Origin of the sequence: Mangrovitalea sediminis, assembly GCF_002514725.1 — a bacterium.
Taxonomy (GTDB): Bacteria; Pseudomonadota; Gammaproteobacteria; order Pseudomonadales; family Oleiphilaceae; genus Mangrovitalea; species Mangrovitalea sediminis.
The window spans coordinates 374341-389060 of sequence record NZ_NTLB01000001.1; the positions used below are offsets into that span (position 1 = coordinate 374341).

General features: G+C 60.4%; 15 protein-coding genes. 8 read left to right on the forward strand and 7 right to left on the reverse strand.

All coding sequences use genetic code 11. The features are described from left to right. Window positions 1-34 precede the first annotated feature (34 nt). On the forward strand, window positions 35-643 hold the full coding sequence (rdgB, locus tag CLR77_RS01785) for an RdgB/HAM1 family non-canonical purine NTP pyrophosphatase (RefSeq protein ID WP_097458871.1): 609 nt from the start codon (window positions 35-37) through the stop codon (window positions 641-643). Next, window positions 640-1797 (forward strand): radical SAM family heme chaperone HemW, encoded by a 1158-nt coding sequence (hemW, locus tag CLR77_RS01790; RefSeq protein WP_227519769.1) that lies wholly within the window; start codon window positions 640-642, stop codon window positions 1795-1797. The genes rdgB and hemW overlap by 4 nt, the downstream gene beginning before the upstream one ends. 36 nt (window positions 1798-1833) lie before the next feature. On the opposite strand, the gene CLR77_RS01795 is transcribed toward hemW, so the two are convergent. Genes CLR77_RS01795 through CLR77_RS01810 form a run of 4 tightly spaced genes read right to left on the reverse strand, consistent with a single transcriptional unit; the run spans window position 1834 to window position 5529 of the window. After that, window positions 1834-2967 carry an ABC transporter permease gene (locus CLR77_RS01795; RefSeq protein WP_198962637.1) on the reverse strand — a complete coding sequence of 378 codons (1134 nt, stop codon included), beginning with the start codon at window positions 2965-2967 and terminating at the stop codon, window positions 1834-1836. Then, window positions 2964-3893, reverse strand: coding sequence for an ABC transporter ATP-binding protein (locus tag CLR77_RS01800; protein ID WP_097458874.1), 930 nt, complete (start codon window positions 3891-3893; stop codon window positions 2964-2966). Before CLR77_RS01800 ends, CLR77_RS01795 begins: the two co-directional genes overlap by 4 nt. After that, the gene (locus tag CLR77_RS01805) at window positions 3890-4870 is read right to left on the reverse strand and encodes an HlyD family secretion protein (RefSeq protein ID WP_097458875.1); all 981 of its coding nucleotides are present in this window, start codon (window positions 4868-4870) and stop codon (window positions 3890-3892) included. The genes CLR77_RS01800 and CLR77_RS01805 overlap by 4 nt, the downstream gene beginning before the upstream one ends. Further along, the gene (locus tag CLR77_RS01810) at window positions 4867-5529 is read right to left on the reverse strand and encodes a CerR family C-terminal domain-containing protein (RefSeq protein WP_158227097.1); all 663 of its coding nucleotides are present in this window, start codon (window positions 5527-5529) and stop codon (window positions 4867-4869) included. The genes CLR77_RS01805 and CLR77_RS01810 overlap by 4 nt, the downstream gene beginning before the upstream one ends. 168 nt (window positions 5530-5697) lie before the next feature. On the opposite strand from CLR77_RS01810, the gene nhaA reads away from it, so the two are divergent. Then, window positions 5698-6879: a Na+/H+ antiporter NhaA gene (nhaA, locus tag CLR77_RS01815; RefSeq protein WP_097458877.1), complete on the forward strand. Its 1182-nt coding sequence runs from the start codon at window positions 5698-5700 to the stop codon at window positions 6877-6879. Here the strand turns inward: nhaA and CLR77_RS01820 are convergent. Further along, entirely contained in the window at window positions 6869-8026 is a 1158-nt protein-coding gene (locus CLR77_RS01820) for a flagellar assembly protein T N-terminal domain-containing protein (RefSeq protein WP_227519770.1), read from the reverse strand. The genes nhaA and CLR77_RS01820 overlap by 11 nt on opposite strands. A gap of 56 nt (window positions 8027-8082) precedes the next feature. Next, the gene (locus CLR77_RS01825) at window positions 8083-8622 is read right to left on the reverse strand and encodes an LPP20 family lipoprotein (protein WP_097458878.1); all 540 of its coding nucleotides are present in this window, start codon (window positions 8620-8622) and stop codon (window positions 8083-8085) included. Between the two features lie 368 nt (window positions 8623-8990). Between CLR77_RS01825 and traF the strand changes: the two genes are divergently transcribed. The 5 genes from traF (at window position 8991) to trmL (ending at window position 14051) form a co-directional block, all read left to right on the forward strand. Continuing rightward, complete coding sequence (traF, locus tag CLR77_RS01830) at window positions 8991-10235, forward strand: conjugal transfer protein TraF (protein WP_097458879.1); 1245 nt, start codon at window positions 8991-8993, stop codon at window positions 10233-10235. Window positions 10236-10325: 90 nt separating this feature from the next. Beyond that, complete coding sequence (locus CLR77_RS01835; RefSeq protein ID WP_097458880.1) at window positions 10326-11561, forward strand: multifunctional CCA addition/repair protein; 1236 nt, start codon at window positions 10326-10328, stop codon at window positions 11559-11561. 16 nt (window positions 11562-11577) lie between these two features. Then, entirely contained in the window at window positions 11578-12324 is a 747-nt protein-coding gene (locus tag CLR77_RS01840) for a pteridine reductase (protein ID WP_097458881.1), read from the forward strand. 56 nt (window positions 12325-12380) lie between these two features. Beyond that, window positions 12381-13565, forward strand: coding sequence for an acetyl-CoA C-acetyltransferase (locus tag CLR77_RS01845; RefSeq protein ID WP_097458882.1), 1185 nt, complete (start codon window positions 12381-12383; stop codon window positions 13563-13565). Between the two features lie 21 nt (window positions 13566-13586). Then, window positions 13587-14051: a tRNA (uridine(34)/cytosine(34)/5-carboxymethylaminomethyluridine(34)-2'-O)-methyltransferase TrmL gene (trmL, locus tag CLR77_RS01850; RefSeq protein WP_097458883.1), complete on the forward strand. Its 465-nt coding sequence runs from the start codon at window positions 13587-13589 to the stop codon at window positions 14049-14051. A gap of 51 nt (window positions 14052-14102) precedes the next feature. On the opposite strand, the gene secB is transcribed toward trmL, so the two are convergent. After that, window positions 14103-14579 (reverse strand): protein-export chaperone SecB, encoded by a 477-nt coding sequence (secB, locus tag CLR77_RS01855; RefSeq protein WP_097458884.1) that lies wholly within the window; start codon window positions 14577-14579, stop codon window positions 14103-14105. Window positions 14580-14720: the final 141 nt, after the last annotated feature.

The window sequence follows — 14720 nt, forward strand, 5'->3', positions numbered from 1 at the left end:
CGGCGACAAAACGCCCAACGACCAGGCCGTCTCAATGACCGAAAAGACCACACTGGTGCTGGCCAGTAACAATACCGGCAAAATTCGCGAACTCACCGACCTCCTGTCACCCCTGGGATTCAGCTTGGCCGCACAGGGAACCCTGGGCGTCGAGCCGGCAGAGGAAACCGCCGTCACCTTTGTCGAAAATGCCCTGATCAAGGCCCGTCATGCCAGCCGCATCACGGGCCTGCCAGCACTGGCAGACGATTCGGGACTGGCCGTGGATGCCCTGGACGGCGCACCCGGCGTCTTTTCCGCCCGCTACGCAGGCGAAACGGCCTCCGACGCGGACAACAACGCCAAGCTACTGGAGGCCCTCAAGGCCGTCCCCGAAGAACAGCGCACCGCATCGTTCCACTGCGTTCTCGTGTATCTGCGACATGCCGAGGATCCGACGCCCATCATCTGTCACGGCACCTGGCACGGCCGGATTCTGAGCGCCCTCAGAGGTGAACAGGGCTTTGGTTACGACCCCCTGTTCTGGGTGGCTGAACGTCAATGTGCCGCGGCGGAGTTGAGTCGCGCCGAAAAAAGCCAACTGAGCCATCGCGGCCAGGCACTGCGCCAACTGGTGGAAGCGCTGCGTACGGAGCGGACTTGAACGCCATCGTGCCCCCCGGCGGTTTGCAAGCGCCGCCGCTAAGTCTCTACATCCATGTTCCCTGGTGCGTTCGCAAGTGCCCTTACTGTGACTTCAACTCACACGCTGCCAGCGGATCGCTACCAGAAGACGCCTATCTGCAGGCATTGCTCGAAGATCTGCAGGAAGATTTGGGCGCGGTGCAGGGAAGGCAGGTCGACACCCTCTTTTTTGGCGGTGGCACGCCTTCGCTGCTGTCACCAGCCTTCTATACGGAGCTGTTGAGACAACTGCGACGATTTCTGGATTTCGCAGACGATGCCGAGATCACGCTAGAGGCCAACCCCGGCACCGTCGAGCAATCCCGTTTTGAAGGTTTCCGCGCTGCCGGCATCAATCGCCTGTCCCTCGGCATCCAAAGCTTTAATGATCGCCACCTGCTGCATCTGGGTCGCATCCATGACAGCGAGGCGGCCAAGCGTGCCATTGACGCTGCTCGACGCGCCGGTTTCGACAACTTTAACCTCGACCTGATGCACTGCCTTCCCGACCAGGATGAGGAAGACGCCGTCCAGGACCTCCAAACGGCCCTGTCTTTCGAACCGCCGCACCTGTCCTGGTATCAGCTCACCATCGAGCCCAATACCGAGTTCTACAGCCGCCCGCCCGCTCTCCCGGAGGACGACACACTGTGGGCGATCCACGAAGCAGGGGGCAACACGCTGCGCAGTGCCGGCTACGATGCCTACGAAATTTCGGCCTGGAGCCGCCCAGGCTGCGAGGCCCGCCATAACCTGAATTACTGGACCTTCGGTGACTACCTGGCCCTGGGTGCCGGCGCGCATGGCAAAATCACCTGGCCCGATAAGAACCTTATCCAGCGCTACTGGAAAACCCGCCAGCCCCAAGCCTACCTGAATCGCGTCGGCAGTCGCACGGCCGGACGGCAGGAGATCGAAAGGGATGAACGACCGCTGGAGTTCCTGATGAATGCGCTACGCCTGCGGGAAGGCACTGAAGAAAGCCAGTTCGAAGCCCGCACGGGGCTACCACTGGACGTCATCGCCGAACCGCTGGAGCGCGCTCGCCGGGACGGCCTGATCGTCGCCGACAGACTGCAGGCAACGCCTACCGGTCAACGGTACCTGAACGGCCTGTTGGAGCGTTTTTTATAGGAACCTATACCGGGGTTCAAAGGCTGCCGGATCCGATCAATCCAACGTCCGCCGATACCTCAACAACCCCACCCCCATCACGATCAGAATAAACAGCAGTAGCGGCCAAAGGTGCGGCCAGGCCAGGGCCCAGTCGTTGCCTTTCAGGAGAAGTCCGCGGATAAAGCGCAGAAAATGCGTCAGCGGCAACGCCGTTCCGATGACCTGGGCCCATTCGGGCATCCCGCGAAACGGGAACATGAACCCCGACAGCAGGATCGACGGCAGCAGGAAGAAGAACGACATCTGCATGGCCTGCGCCTGATTGCGGGACACGCTGGACACGGTAATGCCGACCGTCAGGTTGGCCAGGATAAACACCAGGATACCGACGACCAGCAACAGCATCGAGCCTTCCATCGGCACCTGAAACACCCATTTCGACGCGGCCATAATGACGGCCACCTGCACGTAGCCCACCAGGATATAGGGCACGATCTTACCGATCATGACCTCCAGCGGCTGCACGGGCATCGCAAGCAGGTTTTCCATGGTGCCGCGTTCGTGTTCGCGGGTAATCGCCAGCGCCGTCATCATAATCATCGTCATGGTCAGGATAACGCCCATCAGCCCAGGCACGATGTTGTACTGGGTGATTCCTTCCGGGTTATAGCGCCGGTGGAACTCAATCTGGAAGGCCCCGGCCCTGCCCTTCAAATGTGCCAGGGGTCCCGTCAGGTCGTGCGTAAGCGCCTGCCCCTCGATCTGTTGTACCGCTGCCAGCGCGTTGGCCGTGGCAGACGGATCCGTGGCATCTGCCTGCATCAACAGGGCGGGATGCTCGCCCCGGAGCAATGCCCGCGTAAATCCCGGTGGTATGGCCAACACGAACTGAACCTTGCCTTCAGCGAGCAGACGATCGGCCTCCGCTTCAGAGTCGGTCAGACGCACCAGGGTGAAGTAATCGGTATGCACCAGCGCCTCGATGATGCTGCGGGTATAGGGCGTGGATTCGGCACTACGCACTGCCAGCGGCAAGTGCTTGGGGTCGGAGTTAATGGCGAAACCGAACAGGGTCAGTTGGATCAGTGGAATGCCGATCATCATAGCGAACGTCAGACGATCGCGACGCAGCTGCACAAACTCCTTCAGCACCACAGCCCACAAACGGTAGAGGGAAAAAGCGCTCACCAACGTTCCTCCCGGGACGTATTCATCAGACGAATAAACACATCCTCCAAACGAGGCTCGGTACGCTCGACATGGAACGCAGCTTGTTGCATCAATGGCCGCAACGCCTGCCCCAGCGCCTTTTCGTCGGTACCTGACACATAGAGCCGGTTACCGAAAGGCACCACCTGCTCTGCCGCGGGGAACTGCCGCAATTCGTCTGCCACCCGGTGAATATCCGGGCCATCGACCAGCCAGGTGACCAAACCGGATTCCTCAACCAACGACTGGGGGGAGCCTTCTCCCACCAGGTGGCCATAGGCGATGTATCCCAACCGGTTACAGCGCTCCGCCTCATCCATATAATGGGTGGAGACCAGCACGGTAATACCCCGTCCGGACAACCGATGGATCTCATCCCAAAAGTCGCGGCGCGCCTGGGGATCGACCCCGGCGGTGGGCTCGTCGAGCAACAACAGCTTCGGCTGGTGCAGCATGCAGGCCGAGAGGGCAAGACGCTGTTTCCAGCCGCCGGACAAATCGCCCGCCAACTGGTGCTGCCGTTGTTCCAGCCCCAACTGGTGCAACGCCTCGTCGACTGCCGCCTTACGTCCGGACATGCCGTAGACCCGCGCCACGAAATCCAGGTTTTCCCGAATCGTCAGATCTTCATAAAAGCTGAAACGTTGGGTCATATAACCAACCTGGCGCTTGATCCGCCGGGATTCGGCGAGGACATCCAGCCCCAGACACTGGCCTTCACCGGCGTCCGGCGTCAGCAGACCGCACAGCAGACGGATCGTGGTGGTCTTACCACTGCCGTTGGGACCAAGGAACCCGAAGATATCGCCCTTATGCACCTTCAGGTTCACCTGATTGACGGCCACCTTGTCGCCAAACGACTTGGACAGCCCCCGGACATCGATAATCGCCTCCTGCCCAGTCATGGCGTTATCCCGGAATGGCCATCCTCCGGACGCACATCGACGGGCTGACCGGGATGCAGGGTGACGGCCCGTTCGGCGCCAGGCCAGGCTTCCACCAGGTAGACGAATTTCTTCCGGTTGTCCCGGCTGTAGATGAAAGGAGGCGTGTATTCCGCTGTCGGACTGATATAGCGAATTGTCGCCTCAAACGGCTTGCAGCTGTCGCAACTCACCTTAACCCGGGCTCCCGGCTGGAGCGACGAGAGCGCCGGTTCTGGCACGAAGAAACGGATTTTCAGGCGTGTCGGCGGCAACAGGGCAATAACGGGCTGCCCTGGCGCAACGTACTCACCCGGCCGATACAGCACCTGCTGCACGAGGCCCGCGGCGGGAGCATCCTGCTGTTTTTGGGACAACTGCCACCGGGCCTGATCGACCAAGGCCTGCGCGGAATGTAATTGCTCCCGGGCCGCGTCCAACTGATCCGGCCGGGCGGCCAGTTTCGCCACCTGCAGCTGCGCAGCAAGTGCCTGCACTTGATGCCGATTGCGGGCGTCCGTCGTTCGCGCTTCGTCTAGCGAGGACTGGCTGGCCAGTTTCCGCTGGAATAAGGCCTCCGCTCGCTGCAACTGCAAACTCGATAGCCGCTCGGCTGCCCGCGCCTCCGCATATTGGGCCTGGATAACTGCCAGCTCCTGCGGCCGCTTCCCCTTTTCCATATCGGCCAGCTGCGCCGCCGCCCTGGACAGGCCGGCTTTCGCCTGCGCCAGATTATCGGACTGCGGTGCAGGGTCGAGCGAGAATAACCGCTGCCCCTTGGCTATCCGCTCCCCCTCATTCACGGTAACTGTCTGCAAGGTTCCGCCAACAGGCGCCGAGATAAACAACGATTCTCCTTCGACATAGCCTTGCCAGGCGGCAGGAGACCGGTGATCGCACCCAGCCAGTAATGGCACGGCCATCAGGAACACCCACAGCATTCGCCCGCGGCTTATCATGACGCGTCTCCCGCATCCACCGCGCTATAGGCCGCGATACCAGCCAGCGAAAAGTGCGCTATATGTGCCGCCAGCGTATCGATCCCCTCTTCGGAGGCATAGACCTCCGGCGCCAGACGGGACAATAGCGGCCGCCCGAACAGACAGAACAGGCACTGCCCCACCACGCTGAACGTACAGCGCCGCACAACATCGATGTCGGGTTCTCCGCCCATCAATTCCCTGACCAGGACCGCCACGACCTGCATCTGGGGTTTACTGATCGTTTCCACCACACGCTCCAATGCCTTGGTCGGATTCGCCAGTTCTCGCACCATCAATCGCGACATCATCGACGGGGTATGTGGCGAAATAAAACGCCGTAACAGGTTGCGGACCAAGTGACGAAAGCGCTCTTCAGGCGCCATAGCCCGGGTTTCCTCGGTGATCAGCGGATAGCGCCCGATGACATCCTTTGCCCCAGCGTCAAGCACGGCCTCGTATAGCCCCTCCTTGCTGCCGAAGTGATAGTTGATGGCCGACAGGTTCGCACCCGCCCGCTCGGCAATCTGCCGCATACGGGCAATCTGGAAACCATGCTCAGCAAAGACCTCACCAGCTGCCAGCAAAAGGGCTTGGCGGGTGCTTTCGTTCTGGGCGTTATCAGGAGCTCGACGCATATTTAGAAAACCTGTTTCAAACAACTTTTCTAAATAATATTGTCTGGCTGACAACTTTGCAAATGAGCTCCTCGGTGAAATCCACGAATACCCCTGACGCTTGCAGCTGGTAACATGCCCTCTCATGACCCTTGGGACGACGCGTTCCATCGTTTATCGGAGAACCGAATGCCCTCAGCATTGAAGCGATTTCTGCAAAGCGGCTCTGCCAGCGGCGTCCTGCTGCTGATTGCAACCGTACTGGCCCTGATCTTCGCCAACAGCGGACTGAAAAGCTGGTATGACGCGCTGCTGGATACGCCCGTGGAAGTACGGGTCGGCGCGCTGCAAATCGCAAAACCGCTGCTGCTCTGGATCAACGACGGACTGATGGCAGTGTTCTTTTTCCTGGTCGGACTGGAATTGAAACGGGAAATGCTGGTGGGCTCCCTCTCCAGTGCCCGCCGGATCGTCTTGCCGGCAATGGGCGCTCTTGGCGGCATGCTGATACCCGCACTGATCTATGCGGCGCTCAACCGCCACGACCCGATTGCCCTTAACGGCTGGGCGATTCCGGCCGCAACCGATATTGCTTTCGCGCTCGGTATTCTCGCGCTGCTGGGCTCACGGGTGCCTCCGGCGCTGCGGGTCTTCCTCGCAACTCTGGCGGTGGTCGACGACATCGGCGCCATTATCATCATTGCCATTTTCTATACCGACCACCTGTCAGCCATATCCATGGCAGTCGCCGGCGCGATGATCCTGGCGCTGTTTATCTTGAATCGCTTGAAGGTAGCGGCAGTCGCGCCCTATCTGCTGGTCGGACTGGTGATGTGGGTGGCGGTTTTGAAGTCCGGCGTCCACGCCACACTGGCGGGGGTAGTGTTGGCGCTGTTCATTCCCTATCGCGTCAAAGGCGAAAGCGGACGCCCGCTGTCGGTGGAGATGGAGCATAGCATCGAGCGCACCGTGGCCTTCGGTATCATGCCTCTGTTTGCTTTTGCCAATGCCGGCGTTTCACTGAACGGCATCCATTGGCACAACCTGCTTGACGGCATCCCCCTGGGCATTGCTGCAGGCCTCTTCTTCGGCAAGCAACTCGGCGTCTTCCTGTTCGCCGGAGCAACCATTCTGGTTGGGGCCGCCAAACTGCCTGAAGGTGCCACCTGGCGACACCTCTACGGCATTTCGCTGATTTGCGGGATCGGGTTTACGATGAGCCTGTTTATCAGCTCGCTGGCCTTCGACCCGAACGCCAGCGGTTATGCCTCGACCGACCGCCTGGGCATCCTGCTCGGTTCCTTCCTGTCAGCGGTTCTGGGTCTGCTTTGGCTACGCTATATTGCGCCCAAACCGGTATCTACCAAATAACCGCGACATCATCCTGCTGCAGGTTCAATTGCGAAGCGTCTCGGGCAATAACACCGCGACTGAACTCGGGATTGACCTGCTGCACCCGCATCCGGGTGTGCGTATCCTGCAACTCCGGCATGCTGTCTGGTGAATCCTGAAAGTGGTAGGTGCGGTAAAGCTTCAGCGTATCGCCGGGTCGGATACCGGAACCCGCTCCCGCCGCCAGATAGACCGTCTTATTGTCGACGCGGCTGATACGTGTCATAAAAGGCTGACAGGCGATAGCCTGGGTGACCACGTCCCGCATCTGGCCAATGGCACCACGCACCGCGTCCCCGTAATCGGTCCGCCAGAAGGCTGCAGAGCCAAAGCCCACGTCCGTGGTTTTGTCGATGTTCCACTTGCCCGTTACGGCGATTTGCCGCTCGTCGATGATGCTGCCGCTAAAACCGTCATACACAAAGATATCGACGACGAAGTGCCTGCGCGTATTGGAGAGTCCGACGCCCCGCACCATTCGGTCGACAATCGAAGTACCCCAGGCATTGGGATCGATCAGACCGATATCCCGAATGACACCGGCCACCACAAACTGAACATTCATTTCCCGCGCCAGACGCAACGTTTTATCCACGACATTGTCGGGCTCGATACGCGTCGGCGCATCGCCGACATCCTGAAACAGATCGCGGCGCCCGATCGAAAAAGGCTCCACGGAGTTCGTCTGCAACAGCGATTGATATAACGCGGCCGGCAGCGCCCGGCCAATGTTGTCGAGCGCCCCCATTCCGGCCTGGGCCGGGTGCAACAAAGCAAATCCCGCGACGGCCACACGCTTGCGATAGCCGGCAGCCTCTGAACTTGTGCAACGGGAATTTCCAGCCTGCATGTCCGCCAGCAATACCAGCCGCAGGACATCACCCTCCCGGTGCTCGCTAAGCACTTTCACCTGTCGTGCGCTGGCCTGGCTGGCAACGGTCAGACTGGACTTCGTCAGCACACCGTTTTCCATGGTATCGCTGGAGTCCACCTGAGCCTCGAACTGCAGCGCTGCATCACGCAGCGCCGCGTTACGGGCCTCTTCTCGCGCCTTATCAACGTCTCCATGGCGAATCACCGCCTGCCCCCCTGCCTGGACCCATTGGGCGGACACGGTCGGAGCCATCAGAAAGACAACCGTCGCAATTAGAACGCCAAGACGACACGACATGTGAACACCCACTATTGGTCCAGATAGTAGAGCGAATCGACACCCTTTTTACCGGAGGCGACGTCACCACTGGCGTCATTTCCCCGGGGCATCGGAATCGGGCAATTCGCCGCGACCTCTTCCGGCGTCAGGTGCGCTACGCAGGCACGGAACCGGGGCTCCAGCTTGAGCTGCATCACCGTTTCGACCACACCGTCGGCATGCTCGTTGACCGAAATGACCTTGGCGCCGCGGATATAGCTATCCACATAGGCCCGAAACACGTCGTTATGCAGCACGAAGTCATTGACCGTGGAACTGCCATAGATCACGGTGCCATAGACCCGCTCGGCCAGCGCGCGATAGGCGTCGAGCTTGGAGGCTCGCATGGCCAACAGATGTTTGCGGGGATCCTGACGATCACCCAGCTTGTCGTAGGTGCCATAACCGCTCACCCGTATGACCACGGGTTCGAGATCCACCTTTGACACATTATTCTGCGGCGACTGCAGCCCAGAACAACCTCCCAGCAGCACAGCGAACGCGGCTATCAACCATCCGCGATTTTTCATAATCAGTCTCCACCCGGTGCGTGAACGAACGCGGCAACCCGCCGCCACTCGTCACGGGTACGCAATTTCCCTGAGAAGGGCATAGAAAATTCCATGCCAACATTTTCAGCCAGAAAATCATGATGTTAACCCAAAGCCTACTTGCCGATGCGGCAAGGGTTCGCCGCTTTTTCGGCAGCGGTCGACGTTACCCGATCCCCACCTTGCAAAAGCGCGCCCAGGGCAACGATTCCTGACAATTGGTAACAAGATTTTCCCCGCCGGCCCCAATACCCTTCGAGACCTGAACTAAAATCAGAAGCTGACGGACTCGTCATAGACCGTCCAGACAACCATCAGATATCAGCAGTTTGTTCGGGAGTATATGCATGTCGATGCGACGCCTGGCCTTGGCCGCCGCCATAACCACCCTGACCTCCACAGCTTATGCAGGTCCTCAGCTTTTCAGTGACGCACGTTCATTTGCCATGGGAGGCACCGGTGTCGCTTCTGCGCTACCGTCGGACGCCAGTTTCGCCAACCCGGCCCTGCTGGCCATTCGTCAGCACAGTGACAGTGCAGACGATTTTGCACTGGTTCTGCCTTCAGCGAACGCCCGCTATGCCGACGACAAGAAAGTGATCGACCAGATCAACGCCATCCAGGACGAAATCAACCGTTTCAACAGCGCACTCAGTGCCCTGAACAGCACCGCCGTGCAGCAGTCCGCCGCCACGCTGGAAAACCAGCTACGCGACCTCAACCACGATACCGTTCGAGGTGACGCCGGACTGGGCATCGCCCTGCAGGTGCCTAGCCAGTCCCTTTCCGTCGGCGTATTCAGTGATGCCACCCTGCGAGTCACCGCCCAAAGCGACATTGCAGCCAGCGACCTGACCTACCTGAACAATATTGCCAACGGGACACCCGCCACTTCGATCGACACCAGCGGCACCGGTACCGGTGGCTATAGGCTCCAGTCCTACGGCACGGTCGTCGGAGCCGCCGTCGGCGAAGCGGGCATCAGTTTCGCCCACCAGTTCGACCTTAACGACCATCAGATCGCCCTGGGCATTTCGCCCAAATTCGTGCAACTGCGGACCTTTGACTATAAACAGGACGTTGGCAGTTTCGACAGCTCAAACTTCCACGCTGCCAACTACGAAACCCGAAAAAATGGCTTCAATGCCGATATCGGCGCCGCCTATCAGTTTGGGGAACAGAGTCAGTGGGTAGCGGGCCTGAGCATTCGCAACGTTATCCCGATGAAACTGGACTCGGTGTACGGCCGCACCTTCCATCTCGATCCGAAAGCAACAGTCGGGCTTTCCCAGTCCACCGACTGGCATACCCTGTCCGTCGATCTCGACCTGACGCCGACGCGGTCCTTCGGCTATGACGATAAAACCCAGTGGCTGGCGGTTGGCGGGGAATTCAACATCTTCGAGACCTTACAGCTGCGCGCTGGCGTGCGGCAGAACCTGGCTAAAACCGGGACCGATTATGGTGTTCAGGAGAAAACCCAGTTCACCGCCGGCGTTGGCCTTTCGCCTTTTGGCATCCACCTGGAACTGTCGGGCCTGGTCAGTTCCGCCGAATACGGCGCCGCTTTACAGACCGCATTCACCTTCTAGGCGACACCTCACGGCTCCGCCCCCGCGGAGCCGTTTGCCGCCCTCCCTCAATACCGACATAATGCTCGCCAGCATTTGAGGAGAGCAGCAGTGCAAATCTATCTGGTCGGAGGCGCCGTTCGCGACGGACTGCTGGGACTCCCGGTTCAGGACCGGGACTGGGTCGTGGTGGGGGCCCGCCCGGAAGACATGCTCGCACAGGGATTTCGCCAGGTTGGTGCTGATTTCCCGGTATTCCTGCACCCCGACACTCGCGAGGAATATGCCCTCGCCCGCACAGAACGCAAGCAGGGCCATGGTTATCACGGTTTTTCCATCTATAGCGCACCGGATGTCACTCTCGAAGAGGATTTGCGCCGTCGCGACCTGACCATCAACGCCATGGCCCAAACTCCGGAGGGAGAACTGGTCGATCCATTTGGCGGCCAGCGGGATCTCGACAATAAACAGTTGCGCCACGTATCCCCTGCCTTCAGCGAGGACCCACTGCGTATACTGCGCATTGCCCGCTTCGCTGCTCGCTTTGCCGTCCTGGGTTTTGAAGTGGCGCCGGAAACGATGCAACTGATGCAGGACATGGTGGCGGCCGGAGAAGTCGATCACCTGGTGGCCGAACGCGTCTGGCAGGAAACGCAGCGGGCCCTGCAGGAAAGGCAGCCGCGCGTCTTCTTTGATGTGCTGCGTCGCTGCGGCGCCCTTGCTGTCCTGTTTCCTGAACTCGACGCACTCTTTGGCGTGCCGCAGCCGCCTGAGCATCATCCGGAAATCGATACCGGCGAGCACAGCCTGCTCTGCCTGGAGCAGGCCTGCCGACTCAGCGACGCAACCGATGTGCGTTTTGCCGCCCTGATGCACGACCTGGGGAAAGGTCTGACGCCGCAGGCGGAGTGGCCCCGACACATCGCCCACGAAACGCGGGGGCTCCCCCTGATCCGTCAGGTCAGCGAACGCTGGAAGGTCCCTAACGAGTGCCGCGATCTAGCCTTACTGACCGCGCAGTACCACACGCACGTGCACCGCGCCGGCGAATTGCGGCCAGAAACCTATCTCAAGGTATTGGACGCTGGCGACGCCTGGCGGCGACCCGACCGTTTCGAGCGTTTCCTTATCGCCTGTGAAGCCGACGCACGGGGACGCACCGGCCTGAGTGATCGCCCCTACCCCCAGGCGAACCTGTTCCGCGCGGCCCTGCAGGCTGCGCAGTCGGTCAACCCGAGAGCCTTGATGGAAGAGGGTTTTCAGGGAAAAGCGCTGGGCGAAGCGATCCAACGGGAGCGTCTGGCTCGTATTACCGAGACATTGAAAACGCAAAGGAAAACCTCCTGATGGCCCTCGAAAGCCTATGATCACGGACGCGCCTGTCGCCCTCATCACCGGAGCCGCTCAACGACTCGGCGCCGCCACAGCCCAAGCTCTGCATGCCCGTGGCTACCGCGTGCTTATCCATTACCGCCACAGCGCCGACAAGGCTCTCAAGCTGGCCAGGAACCTGAATGGCATTCGCCCGGAATCTGCACACCCGCTGCAGGCAGACCTCGAGGCAAGCGATCAGGTCTTGGCGCTGGCGAAAGCGGCTACCGGGCACTGGCAACGCCTTGACCTGCTGGTCAATAATGCCTCCCTGTTCTATCCGGCGCCGACGGACACGGCGACGCTCGATGATTGGGACAGCATCATGCACACCAATGTCCGGGCACCATTTTTCCTCGTTCAACAATGCCTCCCCGCGCTGAAAGCCACTCAAGGTAACGTCGTCAACCTGATCGACATCTATGCCGAGCGCCCCTTGCCGCAACATCCGCTTTACTGCGCCAGCAAGGCCGCGCTGGCCATGCTGACACGCGCCCTGGCGCGCGATCTGGCGCCGGATGTCCGCGTCAACGGTGTATCGCCGGGCGCTATCCTCTGGCCGGACAACGGAGAGACCATCGACGCGGACTATCAACAGCGCATCCTCTCCCAAACTCCGCTGGGGCGGACCGGTCAGCCCTCCGATATTGCGGACACCATTACCTGGCTCGCCTGTGAAGCACCCTTCGTCACTGGACAAATCATTGCGGTCGATGGCGGACGAACCCTGAACCAATAACCGCTTTGCGGTAGAATAGCCGCAACTCATCACCTTAATACTGTGGAGACTTATCGATGCGCGATGTTGTGATTGCCGCCGCACGCCGTACCGCCATTGGCAGCTTCGGCGGGGCTCTCGCCGGCCTGAGCGCCGACACTCTGGGCGCCACCGTTATCCGGCAGTTGCTGGAAGATACCGACATCGCGCCGGCAGACGTCGACGAAGTCATTCTCGGCCAGGTACTGACGGCCGGCAGCGGCCAGAACCCGGCCCGCCAGGCATCGATTCGTGGCGGCCTGCCCGATGCGGTACCAGCCATGACCATCAACAAGGTCTGCGGCTCCGGCCTGAAGGCCGTTCATCTCGCCGCCCAGGCCATCGCTTGCGGCGATGCCGACCTGATCATCGCTGGCGGCCAGGAGAATATGAGCCTGGCACCGCACGTTCTGCCCAACAGCCGCACCGGCCAGCGCATGGGCAACTGGGCAATGATTGACACCATGATCAATGACGGCCTCTGGGATGCCTTCAACGGCTATCACATGGGCATCACGGCGGAGAATATTGTCGCCAAGTACGGCTTCACCCGTGAGGAGCAAGACGCCTTCGCCGCCGCCTCCCAACAGAAGGCGGTCGCCGCACAGGAAGCCAATCGTTTTGCCGACGAAATCGTCCCCGTCGAGATCCCCCAGCGCAAAGGCGACCCGATCCGCTTTGATCGCGACGAAGGTCCACGCGACGGCGTCACCGCGGAAGGCCTTTCCCGCCTGCGCCCGGCCTTCAAGGCTGATGGCAGCGTGACCGCCGGCAACGCCTCATCCCTGAACGACGGCGCCGCTGCTGTCATCGTCTGCAGCGCCGAAAAAGCCAAGGCCCTGGGCCTGGAGCCGTTGGCAGTGATCCGCGGGTACGCCAACGCCGGCGTCGATCCCGCTATCATGGGAACCGGCCCGGTACCCGCCACCCGCCGTTGCCTCGAGCGCGCCGGTTGGAGCATTGACGATCTCGACCTGATCGAGGCCAATGAAGCCTTCGCGGCCCAATCGCTTTCGGTCAACCGGGAACTGGGGTGGGATACGAGCAAGGTGAACGTGAATGGGGGAGCCATTGCGCTGGGCCATCCGATCGGCGCATCAGGATGCCGCATCCTGGTCACCCTGCTCCACGAAATGCGCAGACGTAATGTCAGCAAAGGTCTGGCAACGCTGTGTATCGGCGGCGGCATGGGCGTGGCACTCGCCGTCGAGCGCCCGGCCTGAGGCTGACGAGAAATCGGAAGCATGCCGCACATCGTTCTGTTCGAGCCGGAAATCCCGCCCAATACCGGAAACATTATCCGGCTGTGCGCGAACACCGGCTTTCGCCTGCACCTGATCGAGCCGCTGGGCTTCGAAATCGACGATCGCCGGCTTCGCCGCGCTGGCCTGGATTACCGGGAATTCGCCTCGCTGACCGTACATCGGGACTTCGAGGCCTTCCTGGCCCAGGAACAACCCGAGCGGCTATTTGCCCTGACCACCAAAGGCAAGCGCTATCACCATGAGGTCGCGTTCAGGTCGGACGATTATCTGATGTTTGGACCGGAGTCTCGCGGCCTGCCGCTGGAGATCCGCCAGCAGCTTACGGAGTCGAATTGGCTGCGTGTGCCCATGCTGCCGCAGAGCCGCAGTCTGAACCTGTCCAATACAGTGGCGCTGATCGCCTATGAAGTCTGGCGCCAGCTGGATTTCGAGGGGGCTATATAAGAGACAGGTCGCTGCGGGATAACACACTCCGCAGCGACACTGACCGAAGGCTCAGTGCGCGGTGCTGTCGCTCTGCGCTTCTTCCTGCTGACGCTGGAGAGCCTGCGCATAGATAGCATCGAAGTTGACCGGCGACAGCATCAGTGCCGGGAAACTGCCACGATTGACCAGACTGTCAATCAATTCGCGGGCGTAGGGGAAAAGGATATTGGGGCAGTATGCACCCAGCATGTGGCCGAGCTGGTCGCCTTCGAATCCGGAGATAAAGAAGACACCCGCCTGCTGCACCTCAACGATAAATGCCGTTTTTTCACCCACCTTGGCCGTCACGGTCAGGGACAGCACCACTTCGAACTGGGTATCGTTCAGACGTTCGTTCGAGGTATTCAGGTCCAGGTTGACCTGCGGCTGCCACTGTTCCTGAAACACCAGCGGCGCGCTCGGAGATTCGAAGGAAATATCCTTGGTATAAATACGCTGCAGGGCGAATTGCGGCTGCCCTTCGGTCGGCTGTTGCTCGTCTGCCATGTCGAACCCTTCTATCTAGTGTCGTCGTGTTGTGTTGGTATTCAGTCTGATGTGCGCCTTTAGCCCAACATCACCTGTCGCCGCTATGCGCCGAAGGTCCCTATTATAGACGTACATTATATAGACCAGTCCGCTGACAGA

What these genes read in the sequence shown, in the direction of transcription:
- CLR77_RS01805 (WP_097458875.1), bottom strand. Translation starts at nt 4,870, where the DNA reads ATGATAAGCCGCGGGCGAATGCTGTGGGTGTTCCTGATGGCCGTGCCA.
- CLR77_RS01810 (WP_158227097.1), bottom strand. Translation starts at nt 5,529, where the DNA reads ATGCGTCGAGCTCCTGATAACGCCCAGAACGAAAGCACCCGCCAAGCC.
- CLR77_RS01800 (WP_097458874.1), bottom strand. Translation starts at nt 3,893, where the DNA reads ATGACTGGGCAGGAGGCGATTATCGATGTCCGGGGGCTGTCCAAGTCG.
- CLR77_RS01845 (WP_097458882.1), top strand. Translation starts at nt 12,381, where the DNA reads ATGCGCGATGTTGTGATTGCCGCCGCACGCCGTACCGCCATTGGCAGC.
- CLR77_RS01825 (WP_097458878.1), bottom strand. Translation starts at nt 8,622, where the DNA reads ATGAAAAATCGCGGATGGTTGATAGCCGCGTTCGCTGTGCTGCTGGGA.
- CLR77_RS01820 (WP_227519770.1), bottom strand. Translation starts at nt 8,026, where the DNA reads ATGGCTCCGACCGTGTCCGCCCAATGGGTCCAGGCAGGGGGGCAGGCG.
- nhaA (WP_097458877.1), top strand. Translation starts at nt 5,698, where the DNA reads ATGCCCTCAGCATTGAAGCGATTTCTGCAAAGCGGCTCTGCCAGCGGC.
- traF (WP_097458879.1), top strand. Translation starts at nt 8,991, where the DNA reads ATGTCGATGCGACGCCTGGCCTTGGCCGCCGCCATAACCACCCTGACC.
- secB (WP_097458884.1), bottom strand. Translation starts at nt 14,579, where the DNA reads ATGGCAGACGAGCAACAGCCGACCGAAGGGCAGCCGCAATTCGCCCTG.
- rdgB (WP_097458871.1), top strand. Translation starts at nt 35, where the DNA reads ATGACCGAAAAGACCACACTGGTGCTGGCCAGTAACAATACCGGCAAA.
- trmL (WP_097458883.1), top strand. Translation starts at nt 13,587, where the DNA reads ATGCCGCACATCGTTCTGTTCGAGCCGGAAATCCCGCCCAATACCGGA.
- CLR77_RS01840 (WP_097458881.1), top strand. Translation starts at nt 11,578, where the DNA reads ATGATCACGGACGCGCCTGTCGCCCTCATCACCGGAGCCGCTCAACGA.